13 protein-coding genes, 2 tRNA genes and 1 rRNA gene are annotated in these 16,501 nt (G+C 34.7%); 1 reads left to right on the plus strand and 15 read right to left on the minus strand.

Features of this window, described 5'->3' with window-relative positions:
* Positions 1-78 precede the first annotated feature (78 nt).
* The 12 genes from ACYQ4S_RS04175 to ACYQ4S_RS04230 form a co-directional block, all read right to left on the minus strand.
* Entirely contained in the window at positions 79-609 is a 531-nt protein-coding gene (locus ACYQ4S_RS04175) for a hypothetical protein (RefSeq protein ID WP_459769555.1), read from the minus strand.
* Positions 606-818, minus strand: a complete 213-nt coding sequence (locus tag ACYQ4S_RS04180; protein ID WP_459769557.1) for a hypothetical protein — start codon at positions 816-818, stop codon at positions 606-608. The genes ACYQ4S_RS04175 and ACYQ4S_RS04180 overlap by 4 nt, the downstream gene beginning before the upstream one ends.
* Positions 819-831: 13 nt before the next feature.
* Complete coding sequence (locus ACYQ4S_RS04185; protein ID WP_459769558.1) at positions 832-3,357, minus strand: FtsK/SpoIIIE domain-containing protein; 2,526 nt, start codon at positions 3,355-3,357, stop codon at positions 832-834.
* 14 nt (positions 3,358-3,371) lie between these two features.
* Complete coding sequence (locus ACYQ4S_RS04190; RefSeq protein ID WP_459769560.1) at positions 3,372-4,133, minus strand: hypothetical protein; 762 nt, start codon at positions 4,131-4,133, stop codon at positions 3,372-3,374.
* A 1,081-nt stretch (positions 4,134-5,214) separates the two neighbouring features.
* Positions 5,215-6,987: a hypothetical protein gene (locus ACYQ4S_RS04195; RefSeq protein ID WP_459769562.1), complete on the minus strand. Its 1,773-nt coding sequence runs from the start codon at positions 6,985-6,987 to the stop codon at positions 5,215-5,217.
* 115 nt (positions 6,988-7,102) lie between these two features.
* Positions 7,103-7,729: a hypothetical protein gene (locus ACYQ4S_RS04200; RefSeq protein WP_459769564.1), complete on the minus strand. Its 627-nt coding sequence runs from the start codon at positions 7,727-7,729 to the stop codon at positions 7,103-7,105.
* A 50-nt stretch (positions 7,730-7,779) separates the two neighbouring features.
* Positions 7,780-8,385: a hypothetical protein gene (locus tag ACYQ4S_RS04205; RefSeq protein WP_459769565.1), complete on the minus strand. Its 606-nt coding sequence runs from the start codon at positions 8,383-8,385 to the stop codon at positions 7,780-7,782.
* 360 nt (positions 8,386-8,745) lie between these two features.
* Positions 8,746-9,576, minus strand: a complete 831-nt coding sequence (locus tag ACYQ4S_RS04210; protein ID WP_459769567.1) for a leucine-rich repeat domain-containing protein — start codon at positions 9,574-9,576, stop codon at positions 8,746-8,748.
* Entirely contained in the window at positions 9,577-10,344 is a 768-nt protein-coding gene (locus tag ACYQ4S_RS04215; protein ID WP_459769568.1) for an HNH endonuclease, read from the minus strand.
* Positions 10,345-10,828: 484 nt separating this feature from the next.
* Positions 10,829-12,532 carry a primase C-terminal domain-containing protein gene (locus ACYQ4S_RS04220; RefSeq protein WP_459769570.1) on the minus strand — a complete coding sequence of 568 codons (1,704 nt, stop codon included), beginning with the start codon at positions 12,530-12,532 and terminating at the stop codon, positions 10,829-10,831.
* Between the two features lie 829 nt (positions 12,533-13,361).
* Entirely contained in the window at positions 13,362-13,640 is a 279-nt protein-coding gene (locus tag ACYQ4S_RS04225) for a hypothetical protein (RefSeq protein ID WP_459769571.1), read from the minus strand.
* 14 nt (positions 13,641-13,654) lie between these two features.
* Positions 13,655-14,629 carry a hypothetical protein gene (locus tag ACYQ4S_RS04230; RefSeq protein WP_459769573.1) on the minus strand — a complete coding sequence of 325 codons (975 nt, stop codon included), beginning with the start codon at positions 14,627-14,629 and terminating at the stop codon, positions 13,655-13,657.
* A 357-nt stretch (positions 14,630-14,986) separates the two neighbouring features.
* On the opposite strand from ACYQ4S_RS04230, the gene ACYQ4S_RS04235 reads away from it, so the two are divergent.
* Positions 14,987-16,078: a site-specific integrase gene (locus tag ACYQ4S_RS04235; RefSeq protein WP_459769575.1), complete on the plus strand. Its 1,092-nt coding sequence runs from the start codon at positions 14,987-14,989 to the stop codon at positions 16,076-16,078.
* A gap of 100 nt (positions 16,079-16,178) precedes the next feature.
* On the opposite strand, the gene ACYQ4S_RS04240 is transcribed toward ACYQ4S_RS04235, so the two are convergent.
* The 3 genes from ACYQ4S_RS04240 to rrf all read right to left on the minus strand — a co-directional run bounded on the left by ACYQ4S_RS04240 (position 16,179) and on the right by rrf (position 16,499).
* Positions 16,179-16,251: transfer RNA gene (locus ACYQ4S_RS04240), tRNA-Thr, on the minus strand.
* 27 nt (positions 16,252-16,278) lie between these two features.
* Positions 16,279-16,351, minus strand: a tRNA-Asn gene (locus ACYQ4S_RS04245).
* 32 nt (positions 16,352-16,383) lie between these two features.
* Positions 16,384-16,499: ribosomal RNA gene (gene rrf, locus ACYQ4S_RS04250) — 5S ribosomal RNA — on the minus strand.
* Positions 16,500-16,501: the final 2 nt, after the last annotated feature.

The raw sequence follows: 16,501 nt of genomic DNA on the forward strand, positions 1-16,501 counted from the left end.
TTTATCAATACTTACCTATCGGTATCAAATATTTGAATAATTGACACCATCTAACAACCTTTAAATTGTGAAAAATTTCTAACTTTCAGCCTGTATTTCAAACAGCACTACGTCACTTACATAATCTCTAAAGGCTTGATTTTCTTCTAAATATTCTAAGTCTACACCCGTTACATAGCTAAGGTCATTGAAGTCTACTTCATATCCTCTAATTTCTAAGAGTAGATAAGCAATTATATCTGTTATATGCTCTTCATCAACGTATTCAAAGTATTGCTCCGCCTTATCAAGTCCGTACAGACTCATTAAATGGTGTGAATACTCGTGGTATATCGTCCGTTCAGGCTGTTTTAAACTATCATCTAGGTATATGTATTCTGTAACAGGTATATAGAACCCGTACGCCCCGTTTTCCCTTAAATTATCAACACAAAACGTTGCTGAATCACTGTAGTTTAAAGTTTCAATTATTTCTGTATATTCATCATTAGGCGCTCTACATCTAAGCTGATATTTGATTATTGGATTGTCATTAATTACTGATATTAAAGTAATTATTAGATATACAGTTACTAATAATGCTGCTTTCAAAATACTCTTAGCCTTCAATGACCTTCCCCCTCTCGTTCTAAGGAGGAAGACTCGTCAAACGTTACAGTTTCTTCATGGTCATCCGACCTGTCTGGTTCTATTCCATATTTTCTTTGTTCATAAATGTCGTGATGCGTGTGTCCTTGTTTGGTAAATAAGAATAACCTGTAAATCGTACTTCCAAAAATCACAAAACTTATAATAAAAATCCCAATTAATTCAACCATTTCATCCCTCCCTTTAAATATCGTATATGTCTAATATGTCGTTATTTTCTTCTTCGATACCTAAGTCTTCTGCAGTTGTGTCTTCTATATCTACAGTTGAAACTGCAGACAGCTCGACATCTTCCCCTGAAATTATTGCCCTTTCCTCTTCTGCACCCAATAATTCAGGTAAATTACGAGGTTCAATGTCTGTTAGATAAGGCGTTTGAATCAAGGTATAATTAGTATCTCCAAAATACAGGCTTTCCTCTGTCGCTGGTGTGTTTTCTGAGCTATAGAAGAACACTCCCTGCGGTTTTCTGTCTAAAGTGCTGTAGTAATTAGCTATTTCAGGGTCAATAGTATTTAAAATGTTCTTATTATTTGAACCACTATATTTCACAAACATCTTGTCCACTACTGTACCAATATCGCCTTTTAATATACTTTGCGCACCTATCATTACTAAACATCCACTACTTCTTGCGATGTTCAATATCTGTACGATTAAACCCTCTAAGCGCTTGGCAAGTTTAGTATCTAATGTCCCCCTACTGTTTTCCCATTCGTCAGCAAGTAGCACTATAAACTCCATTGAATTATCTGGATATTTCTTGTTGTAGTCTTTAATATTAGATACTCCCGATTTAAAGAATAATTCTTCCCTTTCTTCAAGTTTTTTAAGTACATATTCGAATACTTTTTCCTGTTTTTCAACACCAGAAGTAACCAATGCTCCTTTTTCGGCAAACGGTGTAAAGTCACCAATTTTACTACTTGACGTTATAAACATACGTCTGTACTTAAAGCTTTCCAAATAGGACAATTGAGTTAATAAGTTAATAATCTGCACTGATTTACCACTACCTGATTTACCCCCTATTACCATATGGTTTGCGTTATAGTTCCAGTCTGCAGTCAATGGCCCGGTCATTGATTGACCTACAAATACCTTGTCCTGCTCGTTAAAACTTTGAACATCCGCAACTTTCATAGTATACATATCTAAGGTCGGTTCAAACAGCACGTAAAGGCTGAAACTTCCCCTGTCTTGAAGAGGTTTAACCAGTATCTGGCTCCTGAACTGGCTTTCTATTTGATTCTTTAAGTTATTGATGGTTTTAATATTTCCATCTTGAAGAAATCGGCAACGTATCTGAATGTAAATGTCATTACCTTTTAAGCCATTCTCCCCGATTTTCCAACTATTAAACTTCCATTCTTCTTTTTTGTTCTGAATAATTTCTAAAATATTAATAGTCCTGTTATTAAGTCCTCGTTCACTTACCAGTTGTGCTATTTTTTGCTTAAACTCTTGCTGCTGTTTTCTTCTTTCTTCTTCCATCTCTTGTTGCTTTTTCATTTCAGCAATCTCTTTTAATTCCACAAAATAATTTAAGTATTCTTCTTTTTGCGCAAACAATTCTGAAACGTTCTCATCACGATTGATTGCGGATAGTAATATCTGGTCGAGCATCACAACACTTACTCTATTCTGCTGTATTTTTAACTTTCGTTGATAAGGGTCGGTGAAAGGAACGACCTTATAATAGCTGATTAAATGGTCGGATAAACTTGTGATTACCTTCTGTTTATCCTCTCGAATCGTAAAATATAACAACGTTCCAAAATCTTTGTCCCACTCCGTCTTGAATTGCTTGTTCATATCAATGGTTACACCTAGTGCTTGCTGATACTCCATAAAGTACCGATATAACACCAAAATATGATTGTAATAGGCATCCTTTAAACGTATACCCTCTTTATCATGGAGGTCTGCAATGTGGTTCAAAAGGGCGTTATCTTCGTAATTGAACGCTAATACTGTAAATAAATAGTATATTAACCCTGCCAGCATAAACATCAAACCTAAACCAGTTGCTCTCGTGCCAAATAGCAACAGAGCACCTGCTATAACTATTAATTTCGGCAAATAATCCACATAAAAATGGTGCTTTACAATATTATTACCCTCTTCAATCATTCCATTACCTGAATATTTCTCAGTTATATCGTCAATTTCGTAACTTACCAATTTTTTAAAATGTCTTTTCGTTGGTAGTTTGTATACTGCACTTAGAACTTTTACTGCCACTTCAGATATTGAACCTAGCACTTTAACGGTTGAATCTGCACGTTCTTTCAACTTTTCCTTGTCTATGTTTTGACTCTTGTACTTTATATTTTCCGTAGCAATTCCACTAATCTGCTTGATGTCCTGACCTAATTCTTTAAACGATTTCTGGTATATCGGTTTAACTTCTTCATGTTCATAATTTTGATAAGAGTGTGTGTTTGTGTCATTAATATCAACTATGTACTCGTCCTTTTCATCATCAAAAATCGGAGGCATGAAGAACTCTTCCGTATCTTCTTCATCTTCTAAATCTAACCCTATTTCCTCTAGTATTATTTTCGATTTTCTTTTTAATTTAAGGTCGTTGATGTTCTGGTCTGCCTGCGATTCAATCCATTTTAATTCTTCTAAATCCTTAACTTTTCCGTTATCTCTCAACCATTTCAGCTTTTCAATCGTCTGTATTTCGTCTAAATTTTCCATCAATCCGCCTCCTGTTATCTTTTGTTTATCCTGTTTTTTACATCTTTTGCACGTTGTTCAGCTTCTAAATATGGTTCTAAACGCTGATTTATATAGTCTTTTCTTTTAACCGTTAACGTGTATTTTTTTACAAAAGTCTTTGCTGTTTCTTGATTAAATACTCGAGGTTTACCTTTTTCAGGCTGATATAGACCCCTTAATACTGTCTTTCTGCCTCTACTTTCAGCAACAATAACAGCACATATATCTACTTTTTTTGTTATTTCTACTCCATTCAAGAAGTCATCTACAACAAATACTGGTAACTTATCGTAACTATTTTTAAAGCCATAGTTCTTATATTTAAAACTCGGTATTACGTGAACTTCTGTGTTGTGCTGAATCAGTTCATCGCTATTTTCAACGTAAAACGGTACGTTTACAAGCTTTGTAAGAGGGTCAACCGTTATACTTCCGTATTTAATACCTTGACTAGTCAAGTAATAAGGAAAAAATGAGAATAACTCACTAATGACCTGTGCTTCCTTATCAAATTTCCCGTAGTGATACGCTTTATCCCCTCCCCGATTTCCTGAAGTGGTTACTGTGGTAGTTTCAACTTCTCCGTTCCTCTCCATAGTATTCAAATAATATGCAAGTTGACTAGAGAATATTCGTTCTAGTGCTGCTTTGGTAACCGTCTCAAAATTCAGCATTACCTCACCCATGTTTTTTAAATCTATTATTTTGGAATTTTTGCGGATATTATATACCTCTACTTTTTCAATTTCTGACATTACTTTTTACCTCCATTTTTCTATTTTTAATATTCTGGTGAACTAATAAGGGGCCTATAAGGCGGTTTTAAGACTATTTTCCTCCTTTGTACTTTTTTGTGTATTTTTGATAACCCTTATCACAATTGGTATAGTCTTACATCTCTCCCTCACCTTAATTTAAGGGTATCATCCCTCTGTGCAGCAAGTCAAAAATAAGCATGCAATAATTGAATGATAACTCGGCTACAATTCAACGCACAAAAACCTACGTAACAGCGTTTAGATTGAATCTAAAGGTGAATACGGAACTCCCCTTTTATAACAACGGATTACTCAATACCTAAAAATATAATCTTTAAATTTAACGATTATAACAAGTATATTTTAAAGTGGTATAGTCATTTTATAGTAAAAAATAGCAGTGTCATTTTAAAAGAGCAAAACAAAAATATAGTTAAAATAATGAATAGTCTAAACGTTAATTGTAATTTTCAATTTAAAAATATCGTGATTCTGTACTACAATTGTGTTTAATGTAGTTACGTTCCAAACAACATAAAATATATAAGTTCAAAATACGGAAGAAAATGGCAATTAAAAACTTTAAAATACTGGTAAAAATTTGAATACATAAAATAAGACAGCAACATGCTCTTTTTTAATAAAAATGCTTGCTGTTATTAAATAAATGCCTCTTTTGAAAATAAGTCAGCAATAGTTCAAGAATAACTCGGGGATAATTCGGACATAGCTCGGATTAAGGGAGTTTGTCATTTATTATTTTGGCTGTTGTTTTTATAATGATGGTGTGAACATAAGTCTAGTAACTGCTTATAGATTTTTAAATACTTATAAGCTTATTTTCTCTTTTGAAAACGTGCTGTCAGACCGCTTTTAAGTACAGTTATAGGTATATAACTTTTAAAATGGTATTTCTCAGAGATTTTTTGAAAATAGGCTATGCAAATTTTAAATCTATAAGTTTTTCCCAAAATAGTAAAAATGTGATTACGGGTTTAGATGTTCCGGATCGCGAGCGACCGGAACTCGATTAAAGTATTAAAAAGACCCTACCAATTTTGGCAAGGTCTCACTTATCTTATTTTTTCTTAAGTTTGAAAAATGCTAAACCAGACAAACCGGTCAACACTGCACCTAAAGGTTGCAAGTGTGATACGTTAATTCCAGTTTGCAATAGTTCATTTTCTTCATTTTCTGTCATCATTACCTCTAAATCTTCCTTGATTAATTTTTCTGTAGTAGTTGTTTCCCCTTCAACTACTGCTGCTACTGCTTTTTCTTCTATTGTTTCTAATATTTCTTTTACTAATACTTCTTCTTCTCCCACTTCTGGCTCTACTACTTCTTCTACTTCTTCTACTTCTAGTTCAGGCTCTTTTTCAATCTCTGAATTGTCCTCTTCGTCTTCTACTTCTAGTTCTACTTCTCCAGTATCTTCTGTTTCTACTTCTAGCTCTTCATCTTCCTCGACTTCTTCTGCTGTTTCTTCATCTTCCAATTCAGGCTCTTTTTCACTCTCTTCATCTTCCTCTTCGTCTTCTACTTCGGGTTCTTTCTCTTCTTCTAACTCTTCGTCTTCAACTTCTACTACCTCTTCGTCCTCTACTTCTGGTTCTTCTTCAACAGGAGCCTCAACTTCAGTTACGTCAACCGTTGCTACAACTGTTGTTTTCTTACTATTAGAATTTTCAACTTCTAAGGTGATAAATTGACGACCTGGTGCTGATAAATCAATATCTGAACTCATTACTACAAGATGACTAATATCACCATCTACACTGTCAAACGCTGAATATTCTATATCTATATACGGATTAAACGTATCTAACTGTTCAATCTCTAGATTATTTACCTTTAAAGTGGGTGACTCTGCTTGTACGTTTACTTTAAAGGTTCTTTCAGTAAATTTACTGTACTGATTCCTTGCACGTACCGTTAGATTATATTCACCTTCAACTTTTAAATCGATGTTTGAATCTACAATTTCTAAACTATCGGTTACATCCCCATCTAAGCTGTCAACCGCTGTTATATCAAGGGTTTCAAGCAAGTCAACTTCTAAAGATGTTGCTTTAATCGTATTCAATCTGGCAGTTATTTCTGGCGCTTGAACCGCTGCAACCGTCAATCTTTCATCCACAAACACCCTTGTCCCTTGACTGTCTGTAACTGTGTACCTAATTGTGTACACGCCCGGTTTCATATGTTCTTTGTCAAAATTGCTCGGATATGTAACCGACCTTTGCATTTGTCGACCATCTCTATCGTCTTCATAATCGCTAAATTCGATATTCGCCCATTCTTCGTACGGTATTCCTTCAAAGACAGTCGGGTTGTAGTTAATAGTGTTAATCAACGGTCTTTTATTTTCACCTCTCAGTTGAACGACCCCGGACCATCGATAGTGGGCCGGTCTGAAACTAACACTCGGGTTCTCTTTCAAGTGGGCAGTTGCGGTAATATACGTGTGCCAAATTCTTGAGTTATTCTCTAATAAAATGTCCTCAAATGCTGTTACTAAAGGTAAGAATCGGTTATTTGTCGATTGAGGTATATGGTAGTAATTAATCTCTAAAAGCTCTCTATCAATGATAAATCCATCTTGGTCGACAAATTGAAATAATTCCTCTAAATCTATATCAACATCATCTATAGAAGTTACGTAACTATGCGTTAGTGAATCCGTTGACGTGCGAGGTCCAATAGATGTAATTTCCCTTACTTCTTCCTCCACTAGGTCATACTTCACTTCGCTTCGAGCTTGATATGTACTATGTACTGTCGGTAATCCAAGTGCTAAAACTGCTGTCAATACTATGTATTTCCTATAATTAATTTTATGATTCTTCATAAATTTCCTCCATATTCTTTTTTAGTTTTGATTACGTCTTTCACTACTTCATTGTTTTTAAAGAGGTGACTCCCTCTAGGTTTGAAATCGGGGCGTTGCCCCGATCCTTTGCTCCTCAAAGTTTTAAATAATTTTCATTGAACACCTCCCTGTAAATACGTATCTGACCCCTTGTTTCATAGTATAAATCCTTATTTTCGTATCTCATACTGATAAAACCACCTAATACTTCACTACTCATTATGTCATCATTAACGTGTCTAAATATGTAATACTCATGACAAGGTTCGAGAATACTTCTACCCTCTTCAGCCACAATCAACCGATTTGCAGCAACTTCTTTTATAGCTGCTTTCATTTCAAGAGTTATTTTTTCGATAAAATCGGGTACATCTTTCTGAATACAATACTCTTCAATCTTTACTTCAGCATTTGAAAAACGATATGCGTGAATTTCAAAATTATGAAGTGGAGCGTCTCTATTATCCATTGATATAATATAAATCTGTTCTATAACTGCTTTATTTTCGACCTCTAGCTGTATCCTAAGGTCAGGGTCGACCATGAAGTAATCCTCTACTTCATTTTCAGAATCGTGTAAATCAATATGTAACCTGAAGTACCGCTGCTCCTTGTCAAAATCCTTAAAGTACGTGTGTCTTTCGACAATTAATGCTCTTGCTATTGTTTTTAATAATCTTTCAAATACTGGTAAATCTATACTGTTTTTCATTTTTTCCATACTATTCCTCCATTATTTTATATTTAAAGGGGCAAAAAGCCCCTATTCTATTAAAAAGTTTTGTATTCGTTTCTAACTCTAATACCCTTTACTATTGCAAATGCAATACTGAAAAATACTAGGGTCAACAACGACATTATTACTTGCCTCACTGTGTCAGCCAGTCTTGATTTAGTTTCGCTGATTCCTAAAACTTGTAAAATCCCTTCTCCCAATTCAGACTCAACTAGCAGTTCATCTTCGCTGCCTAGTGATTGAAACACGTTACTCAAGGTTTCTATATTCATATCTGTATCTCTAAATTCTGTGACCATCTCTTCAAAATTTCCCACAAAATTCAATTTTTCTAATACGTCATTACCTAGATTTTTAGCATTATTTCCTGTTTTCTCCATTACTTCACGTTTAGATGTGATGCCTTTTGCAACTTCTCTCATACTTCTGTTTCTATTTTCAGACTGCTCTCTCAACGTATCGCCCTCAGCTTTCAGCGCGTCTGCTAGACCTTCCGCTTCTACACTTAGCTCTTCAACCAGATTGTCTAAGTAATCCATTTGCTCTTCCGTTACTTCTGCTACCTCGTCTGCCTTTACCTCGTCTATCTGCACCATGTTAATCGTCATTGCAACCGTCAATACCATCAATAATTTTTTCATCAATAAAACCTCCTAAAGTTTTGTTAAAATTGTCATATCTTTTACTTCTTATAATAAGGATAGCATCCTTATATTATTAACACAAATTTTAAGTTACACACCTTATAAACCCAACTATACCAACATTTTACACGTTTGTCCGGTGTGTTGTTGTACACTTTATATTTTATGTACTGTTTACATTTTCTTGATAATACTGTTATGTTAGTATTTATTTAACTTTCAATTTTTTTCAATTGTGTCTGAAATTTGTCAGAATCACATTATTGTCGAATGCGTTGGGATTTACAGAGCTGATACTGTCGGGTGTGTTCACAGAATCTAATAAATTATTTGTAAACGTGTTATTTCTGATGTTTGTTAAACGTCCTCTTCAATATCTAATTGAATAATAGAATTATTGTTAAAGGCGTAATTCCCTATGAATCCTACACTTTCAGGTATTCTGAGGTATGTTAGATTGTTGTCTTTAAATGCTGCTCCTTCAATCATTTCTAAACCCTCGTTCAAAGTCAGCCTCAACAATTCATTGTTCAAAAATGCTGAATCATCAACAACTTTCAAGTTTTCTGGCAATACTAAATCCTTTAGCTCGTTATTCTTGAATGCTTCAACGCCGATTACTTCTATAGTTGCTGGTAAATATACCTCTTTTATACCCATACCTTTGAATAATTGGTTTCCTAGTTGCTTTACTTCAATTCCATCTATAATATCGGGAATTTCTAGTATTTCAGGGATATTTTCGGCTCTTTCAATAGTTCCATCCGCAAAAATGTAAAACTTAGGTTCAACTGGATTCTGTTTTGCCAGTTGCTCTTCAATTTCAGCTAAACGTTCTTGTTCCAATCTTTCCTCATATTCTTGATTACGTTGCTCTTTTTCAAGTTCTTCAGTTATTTTTCGTTCCTCTTTCAAATCTGAGCATCTTGTACCAGCTTCTACTTCAAACTCACGTGGACCACCACCTAGGTCAATATCAGGTATACCTAAATCTGACAGCCAGCACTCAATCGTCACGAGTCCTGTTTGTTGTTCAGCTATGTATTCTTGTTCAGGTTCATCTGCTACTGGTTTATCTGCCAGATCACCACGGAACGTGGTGATTCTGGATAAGGTATAGTAACCGCCTAAAATCAGTAAAATTGATATAAAAAGCTTTGCCGGACCCCCTAATTTTATGTTTTTCATCTATACTACCTCCATATGTTTGACCAAAGTTGTGTAAAGCACTTCAATATCCACTGTTCTATAATGTTCTCCGTTTTTCCTATATATTTCTGCAGTTCCTTCTTCATTTATTTCAACTATGTATTTCTCTTCTAACCTTTTCTTGCAACGTCTGACGGTTAGAGGTGCTATTCCTACTGATTCTGCTACTCTTTTCTTGACTACTTTTGGATTTTTCATCTGGTAAAGTATTGCTGCAACAGCTTGCGTAGATTTTTTTGGTCTACCGTACGTTTTACCTTCTTCTCTACCTCTTTCAAACCCTTCCATAATTAGCTTTGAATGGTCGAAAATACCTGTATCATTCTGGTTTTCACCTAGACACAATCTGCAATCTAAACATAAAGTAGATATATTAGATGGAGCACGTTTTCCTCCGATACTTTCAGGGATAACGAGTTCTCCTTTTAAATTATCCAAATTCGTACAGTTGTCACATATGTATTCAAGAGGAGCAAGTCTTTCCCTCTTTTTGGCTGTTATATCCGCTACTTTTATCAATCCATGTAGCTTTTGGTGGCAATCTTTGCACAATCTTTTAAAGTTGGATACTTCATTCGTACCGTTAAATCTAAGTGGTATTATGTGGTGTAGTTCGACTTCAGGACTATGTTCTAAACACCCTTCGCAACTATGTACTGTATTTACCTCTTTGAACTCGAGTATTTCCTTCTTCTTTCGTCTATATTCTTTACGTTTTTCGTCATATGTCATCTTATTTTTACTCATTTTTCGTCCTCCATCTGTATAATTATTTAACTATATATAAAGCGTATCATCCTTAAATTATGGAGTCAATTTTCAGCTTCTTTTACTTTTAAAAGGCTCAACAGAGGTATTTATAATAACTTTGAACATCTGATAACAGTACCTATCTAAAGCTGATTCACGTTCTGTTAGTATGTATATACTAGAGATTTATACTTATTGAAGGGATGCTCTTCTTCCATCTGTTAAATTAGTCTCTGAAGTAGTTGTCTCTATATTCTCCATGTATAGTTTAAAGCCTTAATTTTTTGCACCAGCAAAATAAGTCTAAATATAAAGGTTTTTAAGAATTATAGGTAAAATAAAAGAGCCTATCCTAATTACTGTATAGGCTCTTCTTCCATCTGTTAAATTAGTCTCTGAAGTAGTTGTCTCTATATTCTCCATGTATAGTTTAAAGCCTTAATTTTTTGCACCAGCAAAATAAGTCTAAATATAAAGGTTTTTAAGAATTCCAGTGTGTCTTGATAGTTCTCAAACTAACCTTAATCTGATAATCCTCATTCATCAACTTAAGTACTTCTTTCTGTGAGTGTCCTTGCGCTTTTAATTTCTGAATCAAGATGTTCCTTTCCTCTTTCTTATTTCTCTTTTCTACTACTTCTTCTTTCTTGTCGTGATATTTCCTGTTCTGTTCAACTCTTCTTTTTTTCTTCTCTTCTTTACCAATTAATGTGTCCAGTTGTTGTTGCATATCTGCACTAATTTCCAACTTTTCAATTATTTCAGCATTAGTAAATTTCCATTTTTCGCCATAAGATGACTCTTTTCGGAAGTCTAAGCGTTCAACTTCTGAATCATCCAAAGGCATCTTTAAACTCTGATTGAAACTATGTAATTCCTTTAATATCTCGCTGTCGCTTCTTTTTGTTGAAGCCAGTGACAATCCAAGGTAGAACAACATGTAGTTACGATATCCCTCGTTTGTGGACTTCATTTTATCAACTGCTAGAAAGTCTTCGCGCCTTGCCATTAGAAGAGTTTCAGGGTTCTTTCCACTCTTTAAGCCTTTTTCTCTAAGTTTTTTCTTAGCATCTTCCGAATTAACTGTCTTCTCCTTGTTTTCAGTCGTTTTTTTCTGGATTAATAACTCTCTAAACGTGAAAAAATCTAGTCTTTCGTAGCTCGGTTCATCTATAAATGCGACTTCAGGTTTGCTTTCGTACTTACTATTAATAGAACCGGGCAACTTCAACATTCTGGCAATATCAGACGCTTGTGCGTCTGATCCAACCTCTTTAAAAAGTCCAATCATCTCTTTCTGAATCAATTTGAACAAATAGCTTATCTTTCTGCTGTTGTTCGCTACTGCAGATACCTTCCAGATTAGATAAATACCTCCTCCGCTGTTGATTTTAAATGTGGGATTTGGTAATTTATTCTTCCGTATTGTATGTTCGATTTGATTGAGTGCTTCTTTTTGAGTTAACCCTTTATTGTAGAAATCAACATCGACCAAAAAAGCGTTAATCATATGTACGTTTTCGCCACTTCTACGTCTATCTTCCTTTTTAAATATGAAACTATTCAAAATTACGTGCAAGTCTTCCTCGTTCTGATTGAAATACTTAACATAATCACCCAAGTTATTCACTTTAAAGTGTTTGATAACGGGCTTTTCTGTTGTTTGTTTTTGAAATATAACTGTTTCACTTTCGTGATTGTCGTAGAATAATCTGTTCAAAAAATACTGCTGTTCTGTCTGTTTAGTAGGGTCATATGTAGGTACTTCAAGCTGTTTACGGGCTTTATACTCGTCTTTAAAGTTACGTTTAACTTCTTGCTCTTCTTCATATTCAATCGGACTATGTACTGCAATAGCTTTGTTTTTCTTTCCTGTAAGTATATTTAATGCTTGTTTTCTATCTGTTCTTGCTGCTTTTAGCGGCTCTTCTCTGAACACTTCTACTGGTTCAATATTACGTTTTCTTCTAGTTCTTTTCTTCCTTTTTTCAGGTTTGTTATTCTTCCATTTTTCAAAGTCTTTTTTGTTCGCTTTGATTACTGCTGTCGTACCTTCAAATTCTGAAGTTATTAGTTTCTTTGGTTTTGGTTTAGTTACTTTTTCTGTTTCTCTTCTTTTTTGACTGTGAGTAAAATAGTCATCTAAGGCTTTCTGCCAGTCTTCTATACTTTCAGTTTTCAGCATAATCGGTTTCCTCCACATTTATTTTGGTTTTGAAAGAAGGTGGTTAACCTTCCTCTTATATCTATATCAAGCTTATCATCCTAAATTTTTAAAGGCAATTTTTAGATAACACAAGTTATAAACCCTTGCTACTCCACACTATTTTAACACTTCAAACTGTCTTATGTGTGTGGTTTGTTGTACAAAAAAAAAGAGCCTGCAAGGACTCTTCTAACCAAAATATATGTGACAGCAAGTAACCACTCAAGCTGTTTTATTGAAGGTTTTCTAACCTAAATTAACTATATCATCCTCTTCACTGAAGCTCAAATTTTTAGTTACGTTCAATATCGGATATTGAATCCCTAAAATAGTGATGGTTAATTGTGGAGTATTTACTGACCTTATTTAACTGCTGTTTTCATCGTTTATAGACATACATAACAACACTATAAAGTTTTAGTAAACAATAAAAAGTGCTGAAATTGCACTTCTAGGGGATTACTACCCACAATTTTTTATTCAATGACGTTCTACAGGTGGTTTTTGTATTTACGAGTTGAAACTACAGCATTGTTCATTATTTGTAAATAGAAAGAAGTTTACTACTCCCACAACGGTTTACACCATCGCCAATTTCGAGGTCACTTTTTTAAGGTTTAAGGAGGTCAATATAAAAATAATAAGAAAATAGGAATATAAAAATAATGGATAATCTGGTAGGTATTTTAAAATAGTTTAAGTACATTCCGGGTCGCGAGCGATCCGGAACATCTAACCTCTTACTCACGTCTTTAACATTTCGAGAAATTTGTCTATAAAAAAGAGCCTTTTAATAAGGCTCTCTCATTTATTTCATATCTGAATAGTCGTAGCTGTTTAAAAGTTTATCCAGTTTTTTAAACTTTTCATCGTTCAAAAATGTCCTTTGCAGTCCTTTTCGGAATCTTAGAATTGTACCGGGCCAAATCCCTGTTTTTTCAGCGATAAACGAGTTTCTAACACCTTTTTCATCAATTAAATAGTCCAATTTTTTACGTACTGCAGTTGCTTTTTTAGGGCTAATGCAATTAGATTTATTACTTCTTTTGTCCACTCTACCATCAAGTCTTTTCAATTTTTCTGTCATCACTTTTCCTCCTGTTATTTGTTAGGTGCTTCTAACACTTCTATAATTTCACCCGTTTTTAGGTCCCGGATTACTGTTTGACTTTCGGCATAGAATATTCCACGAGTACCTAACTTCAATACTTCTAGTTCCCTGATTTGATAGGATAACTCCTCTTCGATGTACTCTCTATAGTCGTCATCATCCTCTACGAGTTCATCTTTCATTTCTTTCAGCATAGCTATACTCGACTCTAAATTTTTGACGTCTTGTTTTAACTTTTGAGTTATAAAATTATACCTTTCGCTAGTTATATATACATTTTCTAAGGTTTTAATTTTAAATGTAAGTGCTTGTTTGTTTCTTTCTAAAAATACAAAATTACTTATCGATATATCACCATTCATTTGAGAGCTTGAAACAGACTCTATATCCAGTATGTAAGTATCTACCTTATTATTTATCGTTGAATGGTCAAACATCAATGAGGAAAAACTATTTGAAATAATTCGATTATAAATCAACTCGTAAGATTCAACGTCATTGAAAGAATTATAGTTAGTGGCACTTGCTTGCTGATAGTATATATCATTGACACCATTTATACGTCTGGCTCCGTACGATTGGTATGTTATACCATCTTTCACGACAAAATTAGGCAAATTAATTGTTGATACTGTCTCGCCTTGCTTAGAACCTATTGCAATTGCTGTGTTACCCGATGTATTGAATACGTATTCTATTTTTGAATCCTCGTAATCAATTATGTTCATAATCTCGGGCATATCTGGTGCAGGTAAAACTGCTAGTGGACCTTCTTCATCTATAACCTCTAATTCTTCACTATGTACTGAACCATCTGCTATTAGTGCTGTACTCTCAAACATGTCAACCAATCCAATTTGTAGCGCTGAATTTTCACCAAAAACTATGTACGATAAACCTATAAATATTCCAAAAATAACAATAGCTATTACAACGAACAGCCCTTGATTTGCTCCTTCCGTCATTAAATCATCTCCTGTAATTATGTATTAGATACCGAGACCACACGTTCCCTTTACCTATAAATTAAGCTTATCATCCTTAAATTCAAAAGTCTATTTTTAGCTTCTCTTTTATACAAGGACAAAAAAATAGACCTGCAGATGACGAGTCTGCAAGGTCTTGAAGTAAAAAAGATTGACGGTATAGCGTGACTTTAGGAGCACGCTTAGGTTGTGAAACACAACCTATAAATAACTTTATCATCCATCTATTTAATTATCAAATTTTAGGTTACATATATATTTGTCTACCGTTTATATGGATGGTATCCTCGTCTGAAGCATGTGCGTACTTTAAAAGAGAGAGAGGACGTACAGAAAATGGCAATAAGACAAAGAGGTAACACTTGGGAAGTCAGAGTATATCTAGGAAAAGATGAATCTGGAAAAGAAAAAAGACATGAAGAGGGAGGGTTTAAATCTAAAAAAGAAGCAGTAGATAGAGAGATAGAAATTAAAAATTCAAAGCGAAAAAACACCTATATAGCCAGTTCAAGGCTATCATTAGATACAGCAGCTAAACAGTACTTCGATACCGTAGCACCCAATATATTAAGTAACTACAGCCTTGAACTCGCCAAAAAAACATATAAAAACCGATTTTCTGAACCTTTAGGATACATGAATATAATAAATATAAGTACTTACAAAATTCAAGAACTCTACAGTAAATGGTTAGAAAGTGGATTGAAAGGAAGTACGATTAAAAAGTACAACACGTTACTGAACCGTATTTTTGAAAGCTGTGTAAATTGGGAAGAAATAGCGGTTAATCCATGCGCTAAAGTCACACTCCCCCGATTGAACAAACCCAAAAAACAGGCTTGGAACATTCAAGAAGTACAGCAATTTTTAAAGTATTCAGCAAACCATTCCTATTATATCGCTTATTTACTGGCAATATATACTGGAATGAGGGAGAGTGAAATATTAGGTCTTACGTGGGCAAATACTGACCTTACAGGGGCAAAAATTCAAGTTAAGGAACAGCTTATCAGAACTGCTAACGGGGGCGTAGAGGTCAAAAAATCGGCTAAAACAGACGCTGGCGAAAGAACTGTATACCTTTCCTCCGACCTTATTAATGAATTGAAAATATGGAAAAATCAACAAAATCCTAGTAGTGACTACGTAGTAGCTTCTAACAAAGGTACTCCTGTCCATCACCGTAATTTATTAAGGTCGTTGAAGGCATTGTGTGAAAAATCGGGTGTTAAATATATAAGCTTTCATGAATTAAGACATACACATGCTACTCTAAGTGGGCAACTAGGAGGTAATGTGGCAATTATAAGCGAACGTTTGGGTCATAAGGATGTATCAACAACGCTAAACTTTTATACTCATTCTAATGTGGAGGAACACGTCTTATCCGCTCAAAATTTCTCTAATTTCCTGAAAAGTAAAGATTAAAAAATGATTTACATGGGCAAACTCGTGGGCAAGGTTATATTTTAAGACAAAATAAAAACGACAAAGGCTTTTAAACCCTGTCGTTACGGTGTTTCTATTAAGCCACTTGCCGGATTCGAACCGGCGACCTCATCCTTACCATGGATGCGCTCTACCTGCTGAGCTAAAGCGGCGTATATGTGTTTTATTTCAAAAAAAAACTCCGCAAGCAGGGCTCGAACCTGCGACAACACGATTAACAGTCGTGCGCTCTACCAACTGAGCTATTGCGGAATAATTAATGCTATTATAACAAAAAAAGAGCTGCACGGCAACGTCCTGCTTTCACAAAGGGAAACCCTTCACTATCCTCGGCGCTGGGAAGCTTAACGGCTGTGTTCGGAATGGGAACAGGTGGATCCTTCCCGCCATCGTCACCGCACA

This window comes from Alkalibacterium sp. s-m-28 (genome assembly GCF_054658175.1).

Excerpts from the sequence above, each read along its gene's own strand:
- ACYQ4S_RS04185 (WP_459769558.1), bottom strand. The coding sequence starts at position 3,357 with ATGGAAAATTTAGACGAAATACAGACGATTGAAAAGCTGAAATGGTTG.
- ACYQ4S_RS04200 (WP_459769564.1), bottom strand. The coding sequence starts at position 7,729 with ATGGAAAAAATGAAAAACAGTATAGATTTACCAGTATTTGAAAGATTA.
- ACYQ4S_RS04215 (WP_459769568.1), bottom strand. The coding sequence starts at position 10,344 with ATGAGTAAAAATAAGATGACATATGACGAAAAACGTAAAGAATATAGA.
- ACYQ4S_RS04225 (WP_459769571.1), bottom strand. The coding sequence starts at position 13,640 with ATGACAGAAAAATTGAAAAGACTTGATGGTAGAGTGGACAAAAGAAGT.
- ACYQ4S_RS04230 (WP_459769573.1), bottom strand. The coding sequence starts at position 14,629 with ATGACGGAAGGAGCAAATCAAGGGCTGTTCGTTGTAATAGCTATTGTT.
- ACYQ4S_RS04210 (WP_459769567.1), bottom strand. The coding sequence starts at position 9,576 with ATGAAAAACATAAAATTAGGGGGTCCGGCAAAGCTTTTTATATCAATT.
- ACYQ4S_RS04220 (WP_459769570.1), bottom strand. The coding sequence starts at position 12,532 with ATGCTGAAAACTGAAAGTATAGAAGACTGGCAGAAAGCCTTAGATGAC.
- ACYQ4S_RS04205 (WP_459769565.1), bottom strand. The coding sequence starts at position 8,385 with ATGAAAAAATTATTGATGGTATTGACGGTTGCAATGACGATTAACATG.
- ACYQ4S_RS04235 (WP_459769575.1), top strand. The coding sequence starts at position 14,987 with ATGGCAATAAGACAAAGAGGTAACACTTGGGAAGTCAGAGTATATCTA.
- ACYQ4S_RS04180 (WP_459769557.1), bottom strand. The coding sequence starts at position 818 with ATGGTTGAATTAATTGGGATTTTTATTATAAGTTTTGTGATTTTTGGA.
- ACYQ4S_RS04190 (WP_459769560.1), bottom strand. The coding sequence starts at position 4,133 with ATGTCAGAAATTGAAAAAGTAGAGGTATATAATATCCGCAAAAATTCC.
- ACYQ4S_RS04195 (WP_459769562.1), bottom strand. The coding sequence starts at position 6,987 with ATGAAGAATCATAAAATTAATTATAGGAAATACATAGTATTGACAGCA.